16 protein-coding genes are annotated in these 17,030 nt (G+C 70.3%); 9 read left to right on the top strand and 7 right to left on the bottom strand.

The features are described 5' to 3' along the window. Positions 1-54: 54 nt before the first annotated feature. The 3 genes from ACFVJQ_RS02830 (at position 55) to nudC (ending at position 6,125) form a co-directional block, all read left to right on the top strand. Positions 55-3,612, top strand: coding sequence for an ATP-dependent helicase (locus ACFVJQ_RS02830; protein ID WP_385510708.1), 3,558 nt, complete (start codon positions 55-57; stop codon positions 3,610-3,612). Positions 3,613-3,622: 10 nt separating this feature from the next. Then, on the top strand, positions 3,623-5,026 hold the full coding sequence (locus ACFVJQ_RS02825; RefSeq protein ID WP_385510706.1) for a dipeptidase: 1,404 nt from the start codon (positions 3,623-3,625) through the stop codon (positions 5,024-5,026). Positions 5,027-5,180: 154 nt separating this feature from the next. Then, positions 5,181-6,125 (top strand): NAD(+) diphosphatase, encoded by a 945-nt coding sequence (gene nudC, locus ACFVJQ_RS02820; protein WP_224737493.1) that lies wholly within the window; start codon positions 5,181-5,183, stop codon positions 6,123-6,125. 45 nt (positions 6,126-6,170) lie between these two features. Here the strand turns inward: nudC and ACFVJQ_RS02815 are convergent, their stop codons facing one another. Genes ACFVJQ_RS02815 through ACFVJQ_RS02800 form a run of 4 tightly spaced genes read right to left on the bottom strand, consistent with a single transcriptional unit; the run spans position 6,171 to position 9,186 of the window. Beyond that, positions 6,171-7,748 (bottom strand): IS200/IS605 family accessory protein TnpB-related protein, encoded by a 1,578-nt coding sequence (locus ACFVJQ_RS02815; protein WP_385780440.1) that lies wholly within the window; start codon positions 7,746-7,748, stop codon positions 6,171-6,173. Continuing rightward, on the bottom strand, positions 7,633-8,268 hold the full coding sequence (locus ACFVJQ_RS02810; RefSeq protein ID WP_385510703.1) for a Scr1 family TA system antitoxin-like transcriptional regulator: 636 nt from the start codon (positions 8,266-8,268) through the stop codon (positions 7,633-7,635). Before ACFVJQ_RS02810 ends, ACFVJQ_RS02815 begins: the two co-directional genes overlap by 116 nt. Positions 8,269-8,287: 19 nt before the next feature. Continuing rightward, positions 8,288-8,986 carry a DUF6879 family protein gene (locus tag ACFVJQ_RS02805; protein ID WP_385780437.1) on the bottom strand — a complete coding sequence of 233 codons (699 nt, stop codon included), beginning with the start codon at positions 8,984-8,986 and terminating at the stop codon, positions 8,288-8,290. Positions 8,987-8,997: 11 nt separating this feature from the next. Next, positions 8,998-9,186 carry a hypothetical protein gene (locus ACFVJQ_RS02800; protein WP_385510701.1) on the bottom strand — a complete coding sequence of 63 codons (189 nt, stop codon included), beginning with the start codon at positions 9,184-9,186 and terminating at the stop codon, positions 8,998-9,000. Between the two features lie 450 nt (positions 9,187-9,636). Between ACFVJQ_RS02800 and ACFVJQ_RS02795 the strand changes: the two genes are divergently transcribed. Next, a complete protein-coding gene (locus ACFVJQ_RS02795) occupies positions 9,637-9,807 on the top strand; it encodes a hypothetical protein (protein WP_385510700.1) in 171 nt (56 codons plus the stop codon). Positions 9,808-9,874: 67 nt separating this feature from the next. Here the strand turns inward: ACFVJQ_RS02795 and ACFVJQ_RS02790 are convergent, their stop codons facing one another. Further along, positions 9,875-10,132 (bottom strand): mycoredoxin, encoded by a 258-nt coding sequence (locus ACFVJQ_RS02790; RefSeq protein ID WP_385780433.1) that lies wholly within the window; start codon positions 10,130-10,132, stop codon positions 9,875-9,877. Positions 10,133-10,315: 183 nt separating this feature from the next. Between ACFVJQ_RS02790 and ACFVJQ_RS02785 the strand changes: the two genes are divergently transcribed. From ACFVJQ_RS02785 to ACFVJQ_RS02765, 5 genes are all read left to right on the top strand, one after another. Continuing rightward, positions 10,316-12,544 (top strand): ATP-dependent DNA helicase UvrD2, encoded by a 2,229-nt coding sequence (locus ACFVJQ_RS02785; RefSeq protein WP_385780430.1) that lies wholly within the window; start codon positions 10,316-10,318, stop codon positions 12,542-12,544. Positions 12,545-12,709: 165 nt separating this feature from the next. Then, complete coding sequence (locus tag ACFVJQ_RS02780) at positions 12,710-13,033, top strand: hypothetical protein (RefSeq protein ID WP_129802263.1); 324 nt, start codon at positions 12,710-12,712, stop codon at positions 13,031-13,033. 175 nt (positions 13,034-13,208) lie between these two features. Continuing rightward, positions 13,209-13,577 carry a WhiB family transcriptional regulator gene (locus ACFVJQ_RS02775; protein ID WP_019072119.1) on the top strand — a complete coding sequence of 123 codons (369 nt, stop codon included), beginning with the start codon at positions 13,209-13,211 and terminating at the stop codon, positions 13,575-13,577. Then, positions 13,574-13,897, top strand: coding sequence for a hypothetical protein (locus tag ACFVJQ_RS02770; RefSeq protein WP_385510696.1), 324 nt, complete (start codon positions 13,574-13,576; stop codon positions 13,895-13,897). Before ACFVJQ_RS02775 ends, ACFVJQ_RS02770 begins: the two co-directional genes overlap by 4 nt. A gap of 136 nt (positions 13,898-14,033) precedes the next feature. Beyond that, positions 14,034-14,243, top strand: coding sequence for a hypothetical protein (locus ACFVJQ_RS02765; protein ID WP_385510695.1), 210 nt, complete (start codon positions 14,034-14,036; stop codon positions 14,241-14,243). 76 nt (positions 14,244-14,319) lie between these two features. Here the strand turns inward: ACFVJQ_RS02765 and ACFVJQ_RS02760 are convergent, their stop codons facing one another. Beyond that, positions 14,320-15,708, bottom strand: coding sequence for an ABC1 kinase family protein (locus tag ACFVJQ_RS02760; protein WP_385510693.1), 1,389 nt, complete (start codon positions 15,706-15,708; stop codon positions 14,320-14,322). After that, positions 15,701-16,915: a TOMM precursor leader peptide-binding protein gene (locus tag ACFVJQ_RS02755; protein WP_385780420.1), complete on the bottom strand. Its 1,215-nt coding sequence runs from the start codon at positions 16,913-16,915 to the stop codon at positions 15,701-15,703. The genes ACFVJQ_RS02760 and ACFVJQ_RS02755 overlap by 8 nt, the downstream gene beginning before the upstream one ends. Between the last annotated feature and the right edge of the window lie 115 nt (positions 16,916-17,030).

Here is a 17,030-nt window from a genome sequence, read left to right as displayed (position 1 = left end):
TCCCGACAGCCGATCCGGCATCTGCTGTCAGTGTCCGCCGCTAGCCTCTTGGACGTGCCCGCCCGTATCACCGATCCCGAGCAGCTCAAGGAGCTCCTCGGGATTCCGTTCACCCCTGAGCAGACGGCCTGCATCACCGCGCCGCCCGCCCCGCAGGTGATCGTGGCCGGAGCCGGATCCGGCAAGACCACGGTGATGGCGGCCCGCGTGGTGTGGCTGGTCGGTACCGGCCAGGTCGCCCCCGAACAGGTGCTCGGCCTCACCTTCACCAACAAGGCCGCAGGCGAACTCGCCGAGCGCGTCCGCAAAGCCCTCGTCAAGGCAGGTGTGACCGACCCGGACGTCATCGACCCGGACAACCCGCCCGGCGAACCGGTCATCTCCACCTACCACGCGTTCGCGGGCCGTCTGCTGACCGACCACGGCCTGCGCATCGGGCTCGAACCGACCTCCCGCCTCCTCGCCGACGCCACCCGCTACCAGCTCGCCGCGCGCGTGCTGCGCGAAGCCCCCGGCCCGTACCCGGCGCTGACCCGCTCCTTCGCGGACCTCGTCAGCGACCTGCTCACCCTGGACTCCGAACTCGCCGAACACCTCGTACGCCCCGAGGACCTGCGCACCTGGGACGCCGAACTGCTGCACACCCTGCAGCGCGTCAAGCTCACCAACGCCGACCTGCGCAAGGTCCCCGAGACGGCCGCCGCCCGCCGGGAACTCACCGAACTGGTCCTGCGCTATCGGGCCGCGAAACGCGAGCGCGACCTGCTCGACTTCGGCGACCAGATCGCCCTCGCCGCGCACCTCGCCCAACTCCCCGACGTCGGCCGCATCCTGCGCGACGAGTTCCGCGTCGTCCTCCTCGACGAGTACCAGGACACATCCGTCGCCCAACGCGTCCTCCTGGCAGGGCTGTTCGGCGGCGGCACCGGCCACCCCGTGACCGCCGTCGGCGACCCCTGCCAGGCCATCTACGGCTGGCGCGGCGCCTCCGTCGCCAACCTGGACGACTTCCCCGACCACTTCGCCCACACCGACGGCCGCCCCGCCACCCGCCAGGCGCTCAGTGAGAACCGCCGCAGCGGCGGCCGCCTCCTGAACCTCGCCAACGGCCTCGCCGAGCCGCTGCGCGCCATGCACGCGGGCGTGGAGGCCCTCCGCCCCGCCCCCGGCGCCGAACGCGACGGCATCGTCCGCTGCGCCCTGCTGCACACCCACGCCGAGGAGATCGACTGGATCGCCGACTCCCTCGCCCACCTCGTCCGCACCGGCAAGGAACCCGGCGAGATCGCCGTCCTGTGCCGCACAGCCACCGACTTCGCCGAAATCCAGAGCGCGCTCGTCGCCCGCGACATCCCCGTGGAGGTCGTCGGCCTCTCCGGACTGCTGCACCTGCCCGAGGTGGCCGACCTGGTCGCCGTCTGCGAGGTGCTCCAGGACCCGGGCGCCAACGCCTCCCTGGTCCGGCTGCTGACCGGCCCCCGCTGGCGCATCGGCCCGCGCGACCTCGCCCTCCTGGGCAGGCGCGCCCGGCTACTCGTGTCCCACGCGCGCGTGGACACGGACGACGACCCCGACCGTCGGCTCGCAGAAGCAGTCGAAGGCGTCGACCCGGCCGAGGTGATTTCCCTCGCCGACGCCCTCGACACGTTCCTGGAGACCCCACTGGAGGGCGACGGGGACGACGACGGGCTGCCCTTCTCGCCGGACGCGCGCGTACGGTTCGCGCGCCTCGCCGCCGAACTGCGCGACCTGCGCCGCTTCCTGTCCGACCCGCTCATGGACGTACTCCACCGTGTCCTCGCCGTCACCGGACTGGAAGTCGAACTCTCGGCGTCCCCGCACGCCCTGGCCGCCCGCCGCCGCGAAACCCTCTCCAACTTCCTGGACATCGCCGCCTCCTTCGCCGCGAACGAGAACGAAGCGAGCCTGCTCGCCTTCCTGGGCTTCCTGCGCACCGCCGCCCAGTACGAAAAGGGCCTCGACAACGCCCTCCCCGGCGGCGAGAACACCGTCAAGGTGCTCACCGCGCACAAGTCCAAGGGCCTGGAGTGGGACGTCGTCGCCGTGCCCGGCCTGGTCACCGGGACCTTCCCCAGCAGCCAGGGCCGCGAGAAGTGGACTGCCCAGGCCAAGGTGCTGCCCCACGAACTGCGCGGCGACGCCGACACACTGCCCGACGTCCAGACCTGGGACTCACGCGGCATGAAGGCCTTCCACGAGGCCATGAAGGACCATCAGCACATCGAGGAACTCCGCCTCGGTTACGTCACCTTCACCCGCCCCCGCTCCCTGCTCCTCGGCTCCGGCCACTGGTGGGGTCCCACGCAGAAGAAGCCCCGCGGACCGTCCGACTTCCTCCAGGCCCTCCACGACCACTGCGCCGCCGGTCACGGCGAGATCGAGGCATGGGCGGAGGAACCCGCCGAGGACGAGGAGAACCCGGCCCTGCACCAGGCCACCGCCGAGCAGCGGTGGCCACTGCCCCTGGACGACACGGCACTGGCCCGACGCCGCGCGGCCGCCGCGACGGTCCTCGCCCACCTCGACGACCTCGCCTCCCACGACAGTGGCCGCCCCGCCGCCGTACACGACCCCGACACCCACGACGACCCGGACTGGCCCCCGCCACCGGACGACGAGATCCCCCATGAGGACGAGATCCCTCATGGACACGAGATCCCCTATGAGGACGAGGTCCCCTACACGGAGGAAACCGAGGAGGACCCGGCCGACTGGGACTCCTGGGCCACGCAGCGCCCGACGGACGCGTACCACCCGACGGAGCAGCACCGCCCGACCGTCCCGCACCAGGCGACGTCCCCGGACCTCCACACCACGCACGGCGCACGCCCACACCCCCCGGAGCCCGAGCCGAGCCCGCTCACCCCCGAAGAGGCCCGCACCGTCGCCTCCTGGGACCGCGACCTCGACGCCCTCACCGGGGAGCTCCTCCGCGCGCGCGAGTCCGTCACCGAGGTCCCCCTGCCGGCCTCGCTGACCGCCTCCCAGCTGCTACGCCTCGCCGCCGACCCGGACGGCTTCGCCCAGGAGCTGGCCCGCCCCATGCCACATCCACCCCAGCCCGCCGCACGCCGCGGCACCCGCTTCCACGCCTGGGTCGAGGCACGCTTCGAAGAACTGACCCTGCCCATGCTGGAGCCGGAAGAGCTGCCCGGCACCGAAGCCGAGATCGCCGACGAACGCGATCTGGAGGCCCTCAAGGAAGCCTTCGAACGCACCGAGTACGCCCACCGCACGCCCTACCGCGTCGAAGCCCCGTTCCAGCTCGCCATCGCCGGCCGCGTCGTACGGGGCCGTATCGACGCCGTCTACCGGGACGGCGACGGCGAGCAGGCGACGTACGAGATCGTCGACTGGAAGACCGGCCGCACCCCGACCGCCGACCCCCTCCAGCTCGCCGTGTACCGACTCGCCTGGGCCGAGCAGCAGGGTGTGCCCCTGGAATCGGTCACCGCCGCCTTCATGTACGTACGCACCGGCGAGGTCGTACGCCCCGACGACCTCCCGGACCGCGCCGCGCTGGAACAGCTGCTGCTGGACGAGCCGCCCGGTGACGAACCGCACGACCGGACTGTCACTGCGGGCCGATAGGCTCGTGACCATGAGCCAGACCCCGGACAGCGCCGTCCGCACGTACATCGACCAGCACGCTGCCGCCTTCCTCGACGACCTCGCCGAGTGGCTGCGCATCCCGTCGGTGTCCGCCCAGCCCCACCACGCGCCCGACGTCCGGCGCAGCGCCGACTGGCTCGCCGGCAAGCTCAAGGAGACCGGCTTCCCGACCGCCGAGATCTGGCAGACGCAGGGCGCACCCGCCGTCTACGCCGAGTGGCCCTCCGACGACCCCACCGCACCCACCGTCCTCGTCTACGGCCACCACGACGTGCAGCCCGCCGCCCGCGAGGACGGCTGGGACAGCGAGCCCTTCGAACCCGTCGTCCGGGAAAACCGCCTCTACGCGCGCGGGGCCGCCGACGACAAGGGCCAGGTGTTCTTCCACACACTCGGCGTCCGCGCCCACCTCGCCGCCACCGGCCGCACCACCCCGGCCGTCAACCTCAAACTGCTCATCGAAGGCGAGGAGGAGTCCGGCTCCCCGCACTTCCGGGCCCTCGTCCAGGAGCACGCCCACCGGCTCACCACCGACGCGGTGATCGTCTCCGACACCGGCATGTGGTCCGAGGACACCCCCACCGTGTGCACGGGCATGCGCGGCCTCGCCGAGTGCGAGATCCGGCTGCACGGCCCCGACCAGGACATCCACTCCGGCTCCTTCGGCGGCGCCGTCCCCAACCCGGCGACCGCCGTCGCCCGCCTCGTCGCCGCCCTGCACGACGAGCACGCGCGCGTGGCGATCCCCGGCTTCTACGACGGCGTCGTCGACCTCACCGACCGGGAGCGCGCACTCCTCGCCGAACTGCCCTTCGACGAGCAGCAGTGGCTCCGCACCGCCAAGTCGTACGCCACCCAGGGCGAGGCCGGATACACCACCCTGGAGCGCATATGGGCCCGCCCTACGGCCGAGGTCAACGGTATCGGCAGCGGCTACCAGGGCCCCGGCAGCAAGACGATCATCCCGTCCACGGCCATGGTGAAGCTGTCCTTCCGCCTGGTCGCGGGCCAGGACCCCGACCACATCGAGAAGGCCGTCCGCGCCTGGGTGGCCGACCAGGTCCCCGCCGGCATCCGGCACGACATCGCCTTCTCCGCGGCCACACGCCCCTGCCTGACGCCACTGGACCACCCGGCCCTGCAGTCCGTCGCCCGCGCCATGAGCCGCGCTTTCGGAACACCCGTCCGCTACACCCGCGAGGGCGGCTCCGGACCCGCCGCGGACCTCCAGGAAATCCTCGGCGCACCCGTCCTCTTCCTGGGCATCTCCGTCCCCTCCGACGGCTGGCACGCCCCCAACGAGAAAGTCGAGCTCGACCTGCTCCTCAAGGGCGCCGAGACCACCGCATACCTGTGGGGCGACCTCGCAGAGCACTGGCCTCATGAGCCCTGACCGATCCACGCCGCACGGAGCCCCGCCCCGCACGGGGCACACTGGAAGAGCCGCGCCGCACCACGGAGCCCCGCCGCACCCGGTCGCCTCCCGCCGTACGTCCCGCTGAACCGCCGCCGCATCAACCGTTCCACCGGGGGAGTTGGAAGCACCCGTGACCACCTGGACCGACCACACCGCCGACCGACCCATCTCGCTCACCGCCCCCAGCGGAATCGACCGTGCCGCACACCACCGCCTCGACGAGGCCTGGCTCGCGGCGGCGTGGAGCCACCCCACAACCCGCTGCTTCGTGGTCTCCGGCGGTCAGGTCCTCATCGACGAGACAGCCGACGGCCGCACCGAACTCGTCATGAGCCCGTCCTTTGAAGCCCCGCTCACCGAGGCCCACCGCTACTTCCTCGGCATAGACGAAGACGGCGTCTCCTACTTCGCCCTCCAGAAGGACGCCCTGCCCGGCCGCATGGACCAGTCCGCGCGCCCCGCCGGCCTGCGCGAGGCCGGCCTGCTGCTCTCCCCCCGCGACGCAGGCCTCATGGTGCACGCGGTCGGCCTGGAGAACTGGCAGCGCACACACCGCTTCTGCTCCCGCTGCGGCGAACGCACCGTCATCGCAGCGGCCGGCCACATCCGCCGCTGCCCTGCCTGCGGCGCCGAGCACTACCCCCGCACCGACCCCGCCGTGATCATGGCCGTCACCGACGAGGACGACCGCATCCTGCTCGGCCGCCAGGTCCACTGGCCCGAAGGCCGCTTCTCCACACTCGCCGGCTTCGTCGAGCCCGGCGAGTCCATCGAGCAGTCCGTACGCCGCGAGGTCCACGAAGAGGCCGGCATCACCGTCGGCCAGGTCGAGTACGTCGCCAGCCAGCCCTGGCCCTTCCCGTCCAGCCTCATGCTCGGCTTCATGGCCCGCGCCACCTCCACCGACATCGACGTCGACGGCGACGAGATCCACGAGGCCCGCTGGTTCTCCCGCGACGAACTGCGCGCCGCCTTCGACTCCGGAGAAGTGCTGCCGCCCTACGGCATCTCCATCGCGGCCCGCCTGATCGAACTCTGGTACGGCAAGCCACTGCCGACCCGCACCGCCTTCTGACCACACGACGAAGGGGCGGCCGCCGGTGAGGGACGGCCACCGTTCCTAGAGGCTGAGCGGGAATGAGTCCTGTTGCCAGAACCCATGCTCAGCCGTGTGCCCCGAACGGTGTTGGGCACACTGGTCCCCCGCATTCGCTCCACATCCGGGCCCGGCGCATCGTGTGCGCGGTCCGGGAATGCGGGGGCGGGTTCCCTCACGCCCAGGAGCGCCCGACCGGGCCTGGGCGGTCCGATGCCCACGACGATCACTCCGGTCGTCGTGGGGCGGTGCCGTCCGTCGCCGGATCGGGTGTCCCTGGGCGCGCCTTCCGATCGCCACCGCTGCCGCGTCGTGGCGAGTGGTCTCACGGGTCTTGCAGGTGAGGGGCTGCTGCCAGTGCTGGGCTCCCCACTTGGAGGTGTAGGCCGGGTCAACAGCGATGATCGCGATGCTCATTTGGTCGGTCATCGAAGTGAGCCGGGCCCGGAGCCTGCCGGTGGGCATCCCGGAGATCAGCTGGCGGAACCGCTTCTTGCGTCCGTGCTTCTCACGGGTCTTCTCCGCACCGAAGTCCAGGTCCTCGATGGCGATCGCTTTCACACCGCAGGTCTTGGCCCAGTTCAGCAGTCGGGTGAGGGCGTGCCGGACCTGGGCGTCGCGGTGATCGCGCGTGCCGGACAGGTCGTAGAAGAAGCGGCGGGGGCTGCCGATCGGGTTGCCGTGAACATCCAGGCGCCAGGCGGCAAGGTGATCGGCGTTGGTATCGACACCGATCACGCCCTCGGCGAGCGCGGAGGCCAGTGGGATGGTCTGGGTGGGCGGGATCTGCCAGGAGGCGGTCACGTACCAGCGGTCCCGGCCCACGTCCAGGTGGATGCGGTAGGCCACGGCCCGGTTGGCCTCGATACGGTCGGCCCACTCGGCGCCCCGGTGCGGGAATGTGACGCGGCAGGCGAGCACGTACCGGCCGTGTGGCGCGTTCGCCAGATGCGCGAGCGGTGCGGGCAGCTTGATGCTCACCTCGCCCTCGGGGCTGACGCGGATGGTCTCGTTGCCGTACCGCTTCCCGGACTCGCCGTCCGCGGCGAGGAACCAGCGCTCGGACTCCCAACACCGGCGCCACCTGGCCTCGGTGAGTTGGGCTGCGTCCAGGTGGTGCCGGGTGCGCGCCAGTCGCTTTCCGCCGCGTACCACGTGCACGATTCCGGCTTCGCGGTCGGCCTGCTCGCCGGCCAGCCGATCCTCCAGCACGTGCAGACGCCGGGACTTGGCAAACCACTCCTGCCGGGATCGGTAGCCGCCCGGCACCCCCCGGAAGCCCTTCTCGCCGACTGGCAGGGACAGCCGGTGCGCGATGGTCCTGATGCCCGCTTCCAGGTTCTGAATGTGCGCGAGCTGGCCACGACGAGTCAGCGCCCACTGGTCGTGCGACGCCTTGGTGATGCTGCCCGCCCAGCGCGATGACGACGCCGTGGTCAGATCACGCTTGCGCGCAGCCCAGGTGTCGGCGGAGTGCTCCAGGCCGTCACGGCAGCGCGCCTTGAGATCCTTCGAGGCGAGCGCCCCCAGATGCGCGCCGACCAGGCGCAGCACCTGCTCGTCCACGGGTGTCAGGTGCTTGAGGCGGGTACGGACCGCCACACCGGTAGGGCCGGACGCGACGAACGGCTCCGCCACTTCCCTCAGCCCACGCACCCGTCCGCCCCCACCCGGCTTCCCCTGAAGACCCCGTCACCGCATGCAACGAAGCCCACCCGCAAAGGTCACGCATTCGATGTGCATACCTCCGTTCCCATCCCAAGAGATCGACGCCATCACCGACGCACCCGACGCCCCCACAGAGCGCCAATACTCTCCCGCTCACCAGAGCACGCGTGAGAGCACTCCAGTGGCAGCGGCTCCACACCCCTCCGGATGAGCCGATTACGCGCCGATCTTCTGCTTGACCTGCGCCCCTGTCCCTGGGATCCCGAGTCGTGAGCTCGGAGTGGAACGTCTCGACGATCACGAGCCGGTCGTCGTGGATGCTGAAGCACGTCATAGGGAAGTCCGGCATCCGACCGGACAGGGGCACAACCTCGATGGCTACATTGGGGAGTCGGGACAGGGACACAAGCCGGTCGAGTTGGACTGCCTGACGGCCGGCTCGCAGATCAGCCACCGTAGGACGTACTCACAGATCACGAAGCGGAACGACCGACCGTCTTCGTAGAGCGGGGCCTGACGCTCCAGCGTCGCTGCCACCGTCCGGGCCTTGGTCTCGTCCGCAGCGGGGGAGGCAAACAGAACACTGCCGTGGCGTACTCCGGGTTCTGGAGGAGTCCGGGGATGACTAGTGCTTCCACGGACCCATACGGTGCAGCAGGCGCCATGCCGTAGCCTCCGTGACCTCTGCTCGGGCGTTCACCGAGGAACTCTTCCTTCACCTTCTCTGCGAGTCGGTCGGCAGGCAGCAACTCACCGCCCATGAACTTGCCCTCGTGCCCCCCTCGGGGGGTGTAGTGCATGTGGTACACGTCGCAGTCGTCGAAGAGCCACAAGTCGTGATCGGGCAGGCCGGTCACGTCCTGCTCGGCCAGGTCGATGATCCCGATGGACTCCTCGACCTTGATGTTCCCAGGGCAGGCGGACAGTTCGTAGCGCAGGTAGTCGGCCAGGGGAGAGCGCAGCACGTGGACGCGGGACACGTTTTTACCCTTGTCCGTCATCGAGCGGACCCATGGGTTGTCGTCCCACTCCGGCCCCATGTCCTCACCCGCGAGGAACCGCGCGATCTCTTCCCGCTCCTCCACCACCTCGTACATGGCCAGGGTCTCCAGCCGGAACGCGGTCCGCTCGAAGGTTTCGAAGAGGCGGCCGAACTCCTCACCGCTGAGCACTGAAGTACTCCTCAAGCACGGCGGCCGGGACCATGACAGCCGTCTCCCCTTCGGGGGGCGAGCTGTGCCAGCCGCTCAGGGGCGGTGATCACGTAGCCCTGCACCACGTAGTTCTTGCCGTCATCAGTGCCCCACAAGGTCGGGCGTGTGCCGTTCTTGCGCTCCGGGTCTCCCGACAGCTTCCGCAGCGGTGCTCCCACGGCTCCCCCTCACGTCTGTCGACGGTCGGTGTCGCGTTCGATGCTTCCGACCTGCGGACAGCATGGTCAAGATCCCTGCCTTTCCAGGACAGGAAAGGCCTCCCGGCCCTGCTTCCAGGGCGGTTGGTGGTACAAGCCGGGTGCCATGTAACGTAGCGTGCAAGCTGCTTGACCCTGGGCTCATGTGCTAGTCGGCGTCCCGCCGTGTCGGCATGGGGCAGGGTTGCGCAGTTGGCACCTGGAGAGGCGTGCCACACCCGCTCAATTGAAGAGACTGGTCGGTTTTTCACGACCTCAACGAACACCCCACTGGCACGTGGGGCGCAGTTCGCGGGTGGCTGCGACTACAGACAGACTTCCGCCTGTCTTCGTTGAGGTTGTTGCAGCCAGCTCACCCTTCGCGAAGACGGCGGTCAGACCCGTCCAGGAGGGGGCGCTGTGTGGGGCGTCATGCAGGAGCTGGCCATTTCGGGGCCGTACGTATTGTTGGCCTTCGTGGCGCTCTTGGCCGTCATGATGTTGGTGGCTCTGGCCATCGCGCTGAGGGATGCGGAGCCAGGACACCGACCCGAGATCATCCGGGCCCTGGCCGAACTGATGAGCTTCTGGAAGCGGCGGTAGAAGACCCGGTAAAAGGAGCAGCCCCCGCGTCCAATTCAGGGGCGAGGGCCGCTTTCAGGGAGACGAATCAGACGCCGAGCGCCTGCTTCACCTGAGCAAGGCTCGGGTTCGTCATCACGACCTCGTCGCCACCAGTGGCGGGAACTACCCGAACGGTGGGCACCGTCTGGTTGCCACCGTTCGCCTTCTCCACGAACGCCGCGGACTCCGGGTCCTGCTCGATGTTGATCTCGGTGTACGCGATGCCCTCGCGGTCCAGCTGGCTCTTCAGCCGGCGGCAGTAGCCGCACCACGTGGTGCTGTACATCGTCACAGTGCCCGGCATGTCTCTCGCGCTCCTCGGCGGGTCGGGGACGGATGGTCGCAGAGGGGGAACGTACGCGAACGGTCCGCCATTCCCGCCGGGGGTATACGGCAGGACGTGACGCCTGCCGCATTAGTACGACTGCAGGGAGCCGCCTGTGGACAACCGGCTCACCCGCCTCCGGCGACCTGGCAGCATGGCCGTGTGACAGCAGCAACGCACTCCACCCTCTTCCCGCAGCACCCCGGCAGTGCTCAGTACTCGGCTCCGCCGAGCGGGGCCGACGCGGTGCTCGAAGGGCTCGACCCCGAGCAGCGCGAAGTCGCCACCGCGCTGCACGGCCCGGTGTGCGTGCTTGCAGGCGCAGGCACCGGCAAGACCCGGGCCATCACCCACCGCATCGCCTACGGCGTACGCGCCGGCATCCTGCAGCCCTCCAGCGTGCTCGCCGTCACCTTCACCAACCGCGCCGCCGGCGAGATGCGCGGCCGCCTTCGCCAGCTCGGCGCCACCGGCGTCCAAGCCCGCACGTTCCACTCGGCCGCACTGCGCCAGCTCCAGTACTTCTGGCCGAAAGCAGTCGGCGGCTCCGTGCCCCGGCTCGTCGACCGCAAGTTCCAACTCGTCGCCGACGCGGCCGCCGCCTGCCGTATCCGCCTCGACCGGGGCGAGCTGCGGGACATCACCGCCGAGATCGAATGGTCCAAGGTCACCCAGACCGTCCCCGCCGACTACCCGCTCGCAGCCGCGAAGGCCGGCCGTGAGGCCCCACGCGACCCGGCCGAGATCGTCCAGCTCTATTCCACCTACGAAGACCTCAAACGCGACCGCGCCGTCATCGACTTCGAGGACGTCCTGCTGCTGACCGTCGCCATCCTTCAGGACCGGCACGACATCGCCGAGCAGGTCCGCGCCCAGTACCAGCACTTCGTCGTCGACGAATACCAGGACGTCAGCCCCCTCCAACAGCGCCTGCTGGAACTCTGGCTCGGCGACCGGGACAACCTGTGCGTCGTCGGCGACGCCAGCCAGACGATCTACTCGTTCACAGGAGCAACCCCCGACCACCTGCTCGACTTCCGCACCCGCCACCCCGGCGCCACCGTCGTCAAACTGGTCCGCGACTACCGCTCCACACCCCAGGTCGTCCATCTCGCCAACGGACTGCTCGCCCAGGCCCGCGGCCGCGCCGCCGACCACCGGCTGGAACTCGTCTCCCAGCGCCCCCCGGGCCCCGAGCCCGTCTACACCGAACACACCGACGAGCCCGCCGAGGCCGAGGGCGCCGCACGCCGCATCCGTGAGCTCCTCGACGCCGGCGTCCCGGCCGGTGAGATCGCCATCCTGTTCCGCACCAACGCCCAGTCCGAGACCTACGAGCAGGCCCTCGCCGACGCCGGGATCCCCTACCAACTGCGCGGCGCCGAACGGTTCTTCGACCGCCCCGAAGTGCGCAAGGCAGGCATCGCCCTGCGCGGAGCGGCCCGCTTCGGCGGCAACGACTCGCTCCTCGACGAGGCCGTCGACCTGCCGTCCCAGGTCCGGGCAGTGCTGTCCGGCGAGGGCTGGACGACCACGCCCCCCGCCGGATCCGGCGCCGTCAGAGAACGCTGGGAGTCCCTCGCCGCGCTCGTGAACCTCGCGCAGGACTTCGCGGCAGCCCGGCCCGACGCCACCCTGAGCGACCTCGTCGCAGAGCTCGACGAACGCGCGAACGCCCAGCACGCACCCACCGTGCAGGGCGTCACCCTCGCCTCCCTGCACTCCGCCAAGGGCCTGGAATGGGACGTCGTCTTCCTCGTCGGAGTCGCTGAGGGCATGATGCCGATCACCTACGCGAAGACCGACGAACAGATCGAGGAGGAACGCCGCCTCCTCTACGTCGGCGTCACCCGCGCACGCTCACATCTCCACGTCTCCTGGTCTCTCGCCCGCTCACCCGGTGGCCGCCCCAATCGGCGCCCCAGCCGCTTCCTCGACGGACTGCGTCCGGGATCGGCCGCGACCGGGGGCCGCAGCGGGGCCGGGGCCTCTGGTGGCATCGAGCGCGGTCACGGCGGCAGCGGCACAGGTCCCGCCGCGCCGAGACGGACCCAGCGCACCCCGGCCCGCTGCCGGGTCTGCGGACGCACCCTCACCGACGCCGGCGAGATGAAGCTGATGCGCTGTGAGGACTGCCCCTCCGACATGGACGAGGGGCTCTACGAGCGGCTGCGGCAGTGGCGCGAGGTCCAGGCACGGCGCAGTGGCCAGCCGGCGTTCTGCGTCTTCACCGACAAGACGCTGATGGCGATCGCCGAGGCCGCCCCTGACGACGAGGGCGAACTGGCTCGAATCCCGGGGGTCGGAGTGCGCAAGCTCAACCGCTATGGGACCGACGTCCTGGCCATCTGCGCAGGCCACGAGCCAGAGGGAGAGGAAGACGGGGACTGATACCAACTCGTCGAAAAAATAGTTTGCGCATGCCCCAGCAATCCCCATAGGTTCTTAGCCACGGGAACAGCGGCCTTCTCGGAGGCCCTGATTCCGTGTTGTACTTGCATATCCGTCGGACTGGCTCACCCCAGTCCCCCGAGACGCCGAGAGGAGGCGAGTCCAGTGATCAGCATCAAGAACAGCACCACCAGCATCGTCAAAATGACCGATCGCTCGGTCGCCTCCGTGTGCATGCTCGGCGTCTCCAACCTGGGCACCGGTCTGTCCGGCATTCGTGCCGTCCGTCCGGCGTCCTCCCTGTCCCTCGCGGGACTTCCCGTCCGCGAGCGCAATGAGCGACCGACCAAGGCACTGGAAGCGGCAGTAGTGGCACAGGCCAAGGCCTATGCCTTTACGGCGACCGGTGCCGGATTCCGGAAGCAGACGACGCAGCACCACCTGATGTGGGCCTTCCGTGGGCCAGAACCCTGGAGTGATCCAGCCTGATCGGCGATCAGGCCGGCGCCTTCAGGGCCGCGGAACCCCACTCGGGATCCGCGGCCCTTCTGTTTGTCCCGAACGGGATGACAGAGCGAAGGGGCCTCGGGACAAGAAAAGAACCCGGTACCAGCCGCCACCCGGTCCAACAGGACCGGAACGACCAGACGAGGAAGACGACACCGTGCAACTCGAAGCGCACGCCCCGTCCGTACCGCCTTCCGAAACGATCCCCCCGCCCGGCCTCACGGAGGACTCCACCTTGACCCCGCTCACCGCGCTCACCGCGCTCGACGACGCCATCGAGAACCTCGGCGTCCCCGTCCCCTGCCGCTCCTACGACCCGGAGGTCTTCTTCGCCGAGTCGCCGGCGGACGTGGAGTACGCCAAGTCCCTCTGCCGCACCTGCCCGCTGATCGAGGCCTGCCTCGCCGGCGCCAAGGAACGGCGTGAGCCCTGGGGCGTCTGGGGTGGCGAGCTGTTCGTCCAGGGTGTCGTCGTCGCCCGGAAGCGGCCGCGTGGCCGCCCGCGCAAGAACCCGGTCACGGCATGAACACCGCAGGAACGATCGACCGCCCCCTCACGCACGACCCCCAGAAGCAGGCCCCGATGAAGCCGTCCACCAACGAGCCCACCGGCTCCGCGACATCAGACGTCACCACCACCGGCGCGAACGACTCGCGCCAGAACAGGACCCGCGAGATGCAACTCATCCCAGAAGCCCTGGCTCGTGCGCATATGCACGACCGGCTGCACGAGGCGCACCAGGAGCGCCGGGCCCTGCGCCTGGTGGCTGCGCGCCGGATGCAGCGCCGGGCCGAGCGGGCCTCGAGGCGTGCCCGCCGCGCGCTCGCCATGGCCGTCATGCAGTAACCCGGAACACCTGGAGCGGTTGCCTCCCGACCTGAGGAGGCAAGAGCTCCCCGCGGGGGCCGGTCCGTCCGAGCGGACCGGCCCCCGCGGTGCGTTGTGTCCGGCGAACCGTCGGGTACGGCGATATCGTCGCCGGGTGACGAGTCTTCCCGGAGGCAGTGACGACGGCGGCTCCGCCCCGGAGCCCCGACCCATCGTCTGCGCCCGCTGCGGTGCCCAGGCCCGCGGCCCGCAGCCCACCTGGACGTGCTCTGTGGAGCACGGCACTCGCCGCTATTTCTGCGACTCCTGCTCGCGGGAGAACCTCAGGGCGATTGAGGGGCGGTTGGACTCGGCGTGGTGGTAGGGGCTCTGGGGCCCTCCCCCCTCCCCCCACCCCCAACCCCTTCAAGAAGCCGAAAACGGCAGCCCAACAACCCGGCTCACGCCTCCGCCGCAGCCTCCTCCTCGCCCATGCCGTCCTCCTCGTCCACACCTTCCTCCGCCAGGAACCCCGGCAGCCACTCTTCCAGTTCCTCGCGCAGCCTTACCGTCGCGCCGAGTTGGCACAGCACCCCGATGGTGCTGAGGGTCACCCGGTGTATCAGGAGGTACGCGGGCGGCAGGTTGAGCTGCTTGCCGAGCTGGTAGGCGGGGGAGCGGGGGTCGGCGACGCGGGCTGCCTGGCTGCGCATCCAGCCGCGGGTGAAGGTGAACTCCTCGACCTGGGCGGGCTCGATGATGGGCAGCAGGTAGTCGAGGACCGCGTCGGGGTCCAGCTCGATGGACTGTTTGACGAAACCCTCCTCACAGAGCAGGTCGTAGACGGCCTGTGCGTCGCCGTCGAGGGTCATCCGCAGGGAGTGGCCTATGGGCGTGGGCAGGCCGCCCGGGAGGCGGTCGACCGTGCCGAAGTCCAGGACTCCGAGGCGCCAGTTGTCGTCCCCGCCCGGACCGCCGGGCAGGAGGCGGAAGTTGCCGGGGTGCGGGTCGGCGTGCAGGAGGCCGGTGCGGGCCGGGCCGGAGAAGAGGAAACGGGCGAGGAGCTGACCGGCCCGGTCGCGCTGTTCCTGGGTGCCGTCCCTGATGATCTCTGACATCGGAATGCCGTCGATCCACTCGGTGATCAGGACCTCGTCGCACTGATGGACCACGGCCGGCACCAGGACGTCCGGGTCGTCGGCGAACTCCTCTGCGTGGGTTTGCTGGGCCTGAGCTTCCAGGCCGTAGTCCAGCTCCTCGGAGACGCGGTCCCTCAACTCCGCGATCAGCGGCTTGATGTCCATGCCGGGAATGAGGGGGCCCAACAGGCGGGAGAAGCGGCTCAGTTGGTTCAGATCGGACAGCAGGGCCTCGCCTGCTCCCGGATACTGCACCTTGACCGCGACCTCACGTCCGTCGTGCCACACGCCCCGGTGCACCTGGCCGATCGAGGCCGCCGCGGACGGCTTGTCCTCGAACTCAAGGAACAGCTCCCGCCAGTCCTCGCCGAGCCGCTCGCCGAGCACGGTGTGCACGGTGCGCGTCGGCATCGGGGGCGCCGCTTCCTGGAGCTTGGTGAGGGCCACTCGGTAGGGGCCGGCGATCTCCTCGGGCAGGGCCGACTCGAAGACGGACAGGGCCTGCCCGAACTTCATCGCGCCGCCCTTGAGCTCTCCGAGCACTTTGAAGAGCTGTTCGGCCGTCCGCTGCTGCAGTTCGCGGCCGACTATGTCCGCGGACTCGCCGACGATCCGCTTGCCCAGGCCCCAGGTGGCCCGCCCGGCGAAGCCGAGCGGGAGCGCGGCGAGCTTGGCGGTACGGGTGACCGCCTTGCGGGGAAGATCAGACATGCGCCCTCCAGGTCCCAGCCGGCCGCGCCGCGCCCGCCGTACGGCGTAACTTCTTCGGCGACCGTTCCACCGCCATTGTCTCGTGTGCCTCCGCATCCTTTGAGGCGCGTTCCCCCTTACCTCTCTCCGCAGCTCCGCACGGGCATGCGGGATGGGCCCAGACCGGCCGCGCATGCCACTGAAGAGCCGGCAGCGAGACCTCCCAGCGCGCGCCCGCGCTGGAGGGCACCTGGCCGTCCAGGAAGGTGAGTGTGTGCGCGGCCGCCAGCCCGGCGACGGTGGTGGCCAGGGCCAGGTCGCAGGGGCGGACATGGGGCTGTCTGCCCGAACGCCACTGGGTGACCAGGCGGGGCCAGGCCGGGTCCCGGTCGGTGCGGTCCTCGTGCAGACAGCGGGCGCAGCCCGTCTCGCCGGGCAGGACGAGCGGGCCGACCACGCCGGTTCCCTCGACGACCCCGGCATACAGGTGGGGCGTACCCGAAGTGATGAGTGGTTCTGCGGTGTCCGAGGCGGGGGCGTGCACGGCGACGTCGTCGCGTGGAGCGAGGATCACCAGTGAGTAGCCGGGGTCGGCCGCCTCGATCCGTGGCCTGGGGCCGCGGCGGGGTGGGCGGTCCGGTGCGGCGCGGCGCACGGCACGGCGGGCGGCTTCGTCGCGGCGCTCGCCGACGGACTCGGCGGGCAGCCCGCCCGGCGCGACGTCCCACGGTTCGACCCGGCCGCAGTCGCGCACGTCCACCTCGCCGACTCCGGCGCCCGACAGCAGGGAGGCCAGGACGGTGCCCACCCGGCCGGCTCCGCGCACCTGTACGCGGAGGGAGCGACGGGCGGCCAGGCGGCTGATCGCGTCGCCGGGTCGGGAGGTGGTCAGGGACAGCGAGGCCAGGTCGGGGCGGAGCCGGTCGAGGACCTCTTTCTTCGTGCGTAGTGCGTCGGCGGCCGGGCTGCCTCCCTTGGCGTCGTCGAGCAGTCCGGACCGGGCCAGCCGCTCGACCAGCGCGTCGACATGACCGTCCGGCAGGTCCATGCGCCGTCCCTCTTCGCGCAGGAGCGGCAGGCCGCGAGTGCCGTTGAGCAGTTCGAGGAAGTGTCCTGTGGCCGAATCCATCGGACCCAGCGTCATCGCGTGCGCCGGTGTCATGCCGAACTGCACGGTGTTGAGGTCGCGCCAGCCGCGCCTGAGCGCGGGCTTCACTTTCGGATGCATGTCAGGCCCCCGTAGCCCCTGGAAGGTCGCGGTCAGGTCACGGTCCTGGTCCCTGTCCTGCCCCTGCTTGCCCTGTTTGTTGCTCTTTGATGCGGTTCGTCGGTGGAGGTGGTCT

Source organism: Streptomyces sp. NPDC127197 (assembly GCF_042672405.1).
Taxonomy (GTDB): Bacteria; Actinomycetota; Actinomycetes; order Streptomycetales; family Streptomycetaceae; genus Streptomyces; species Streptomyces flavusporus.
Note: the sequence above shows the minus strand (reverse complement) of the source record. Positions and strands in the feature narration are given on the sequence as shown.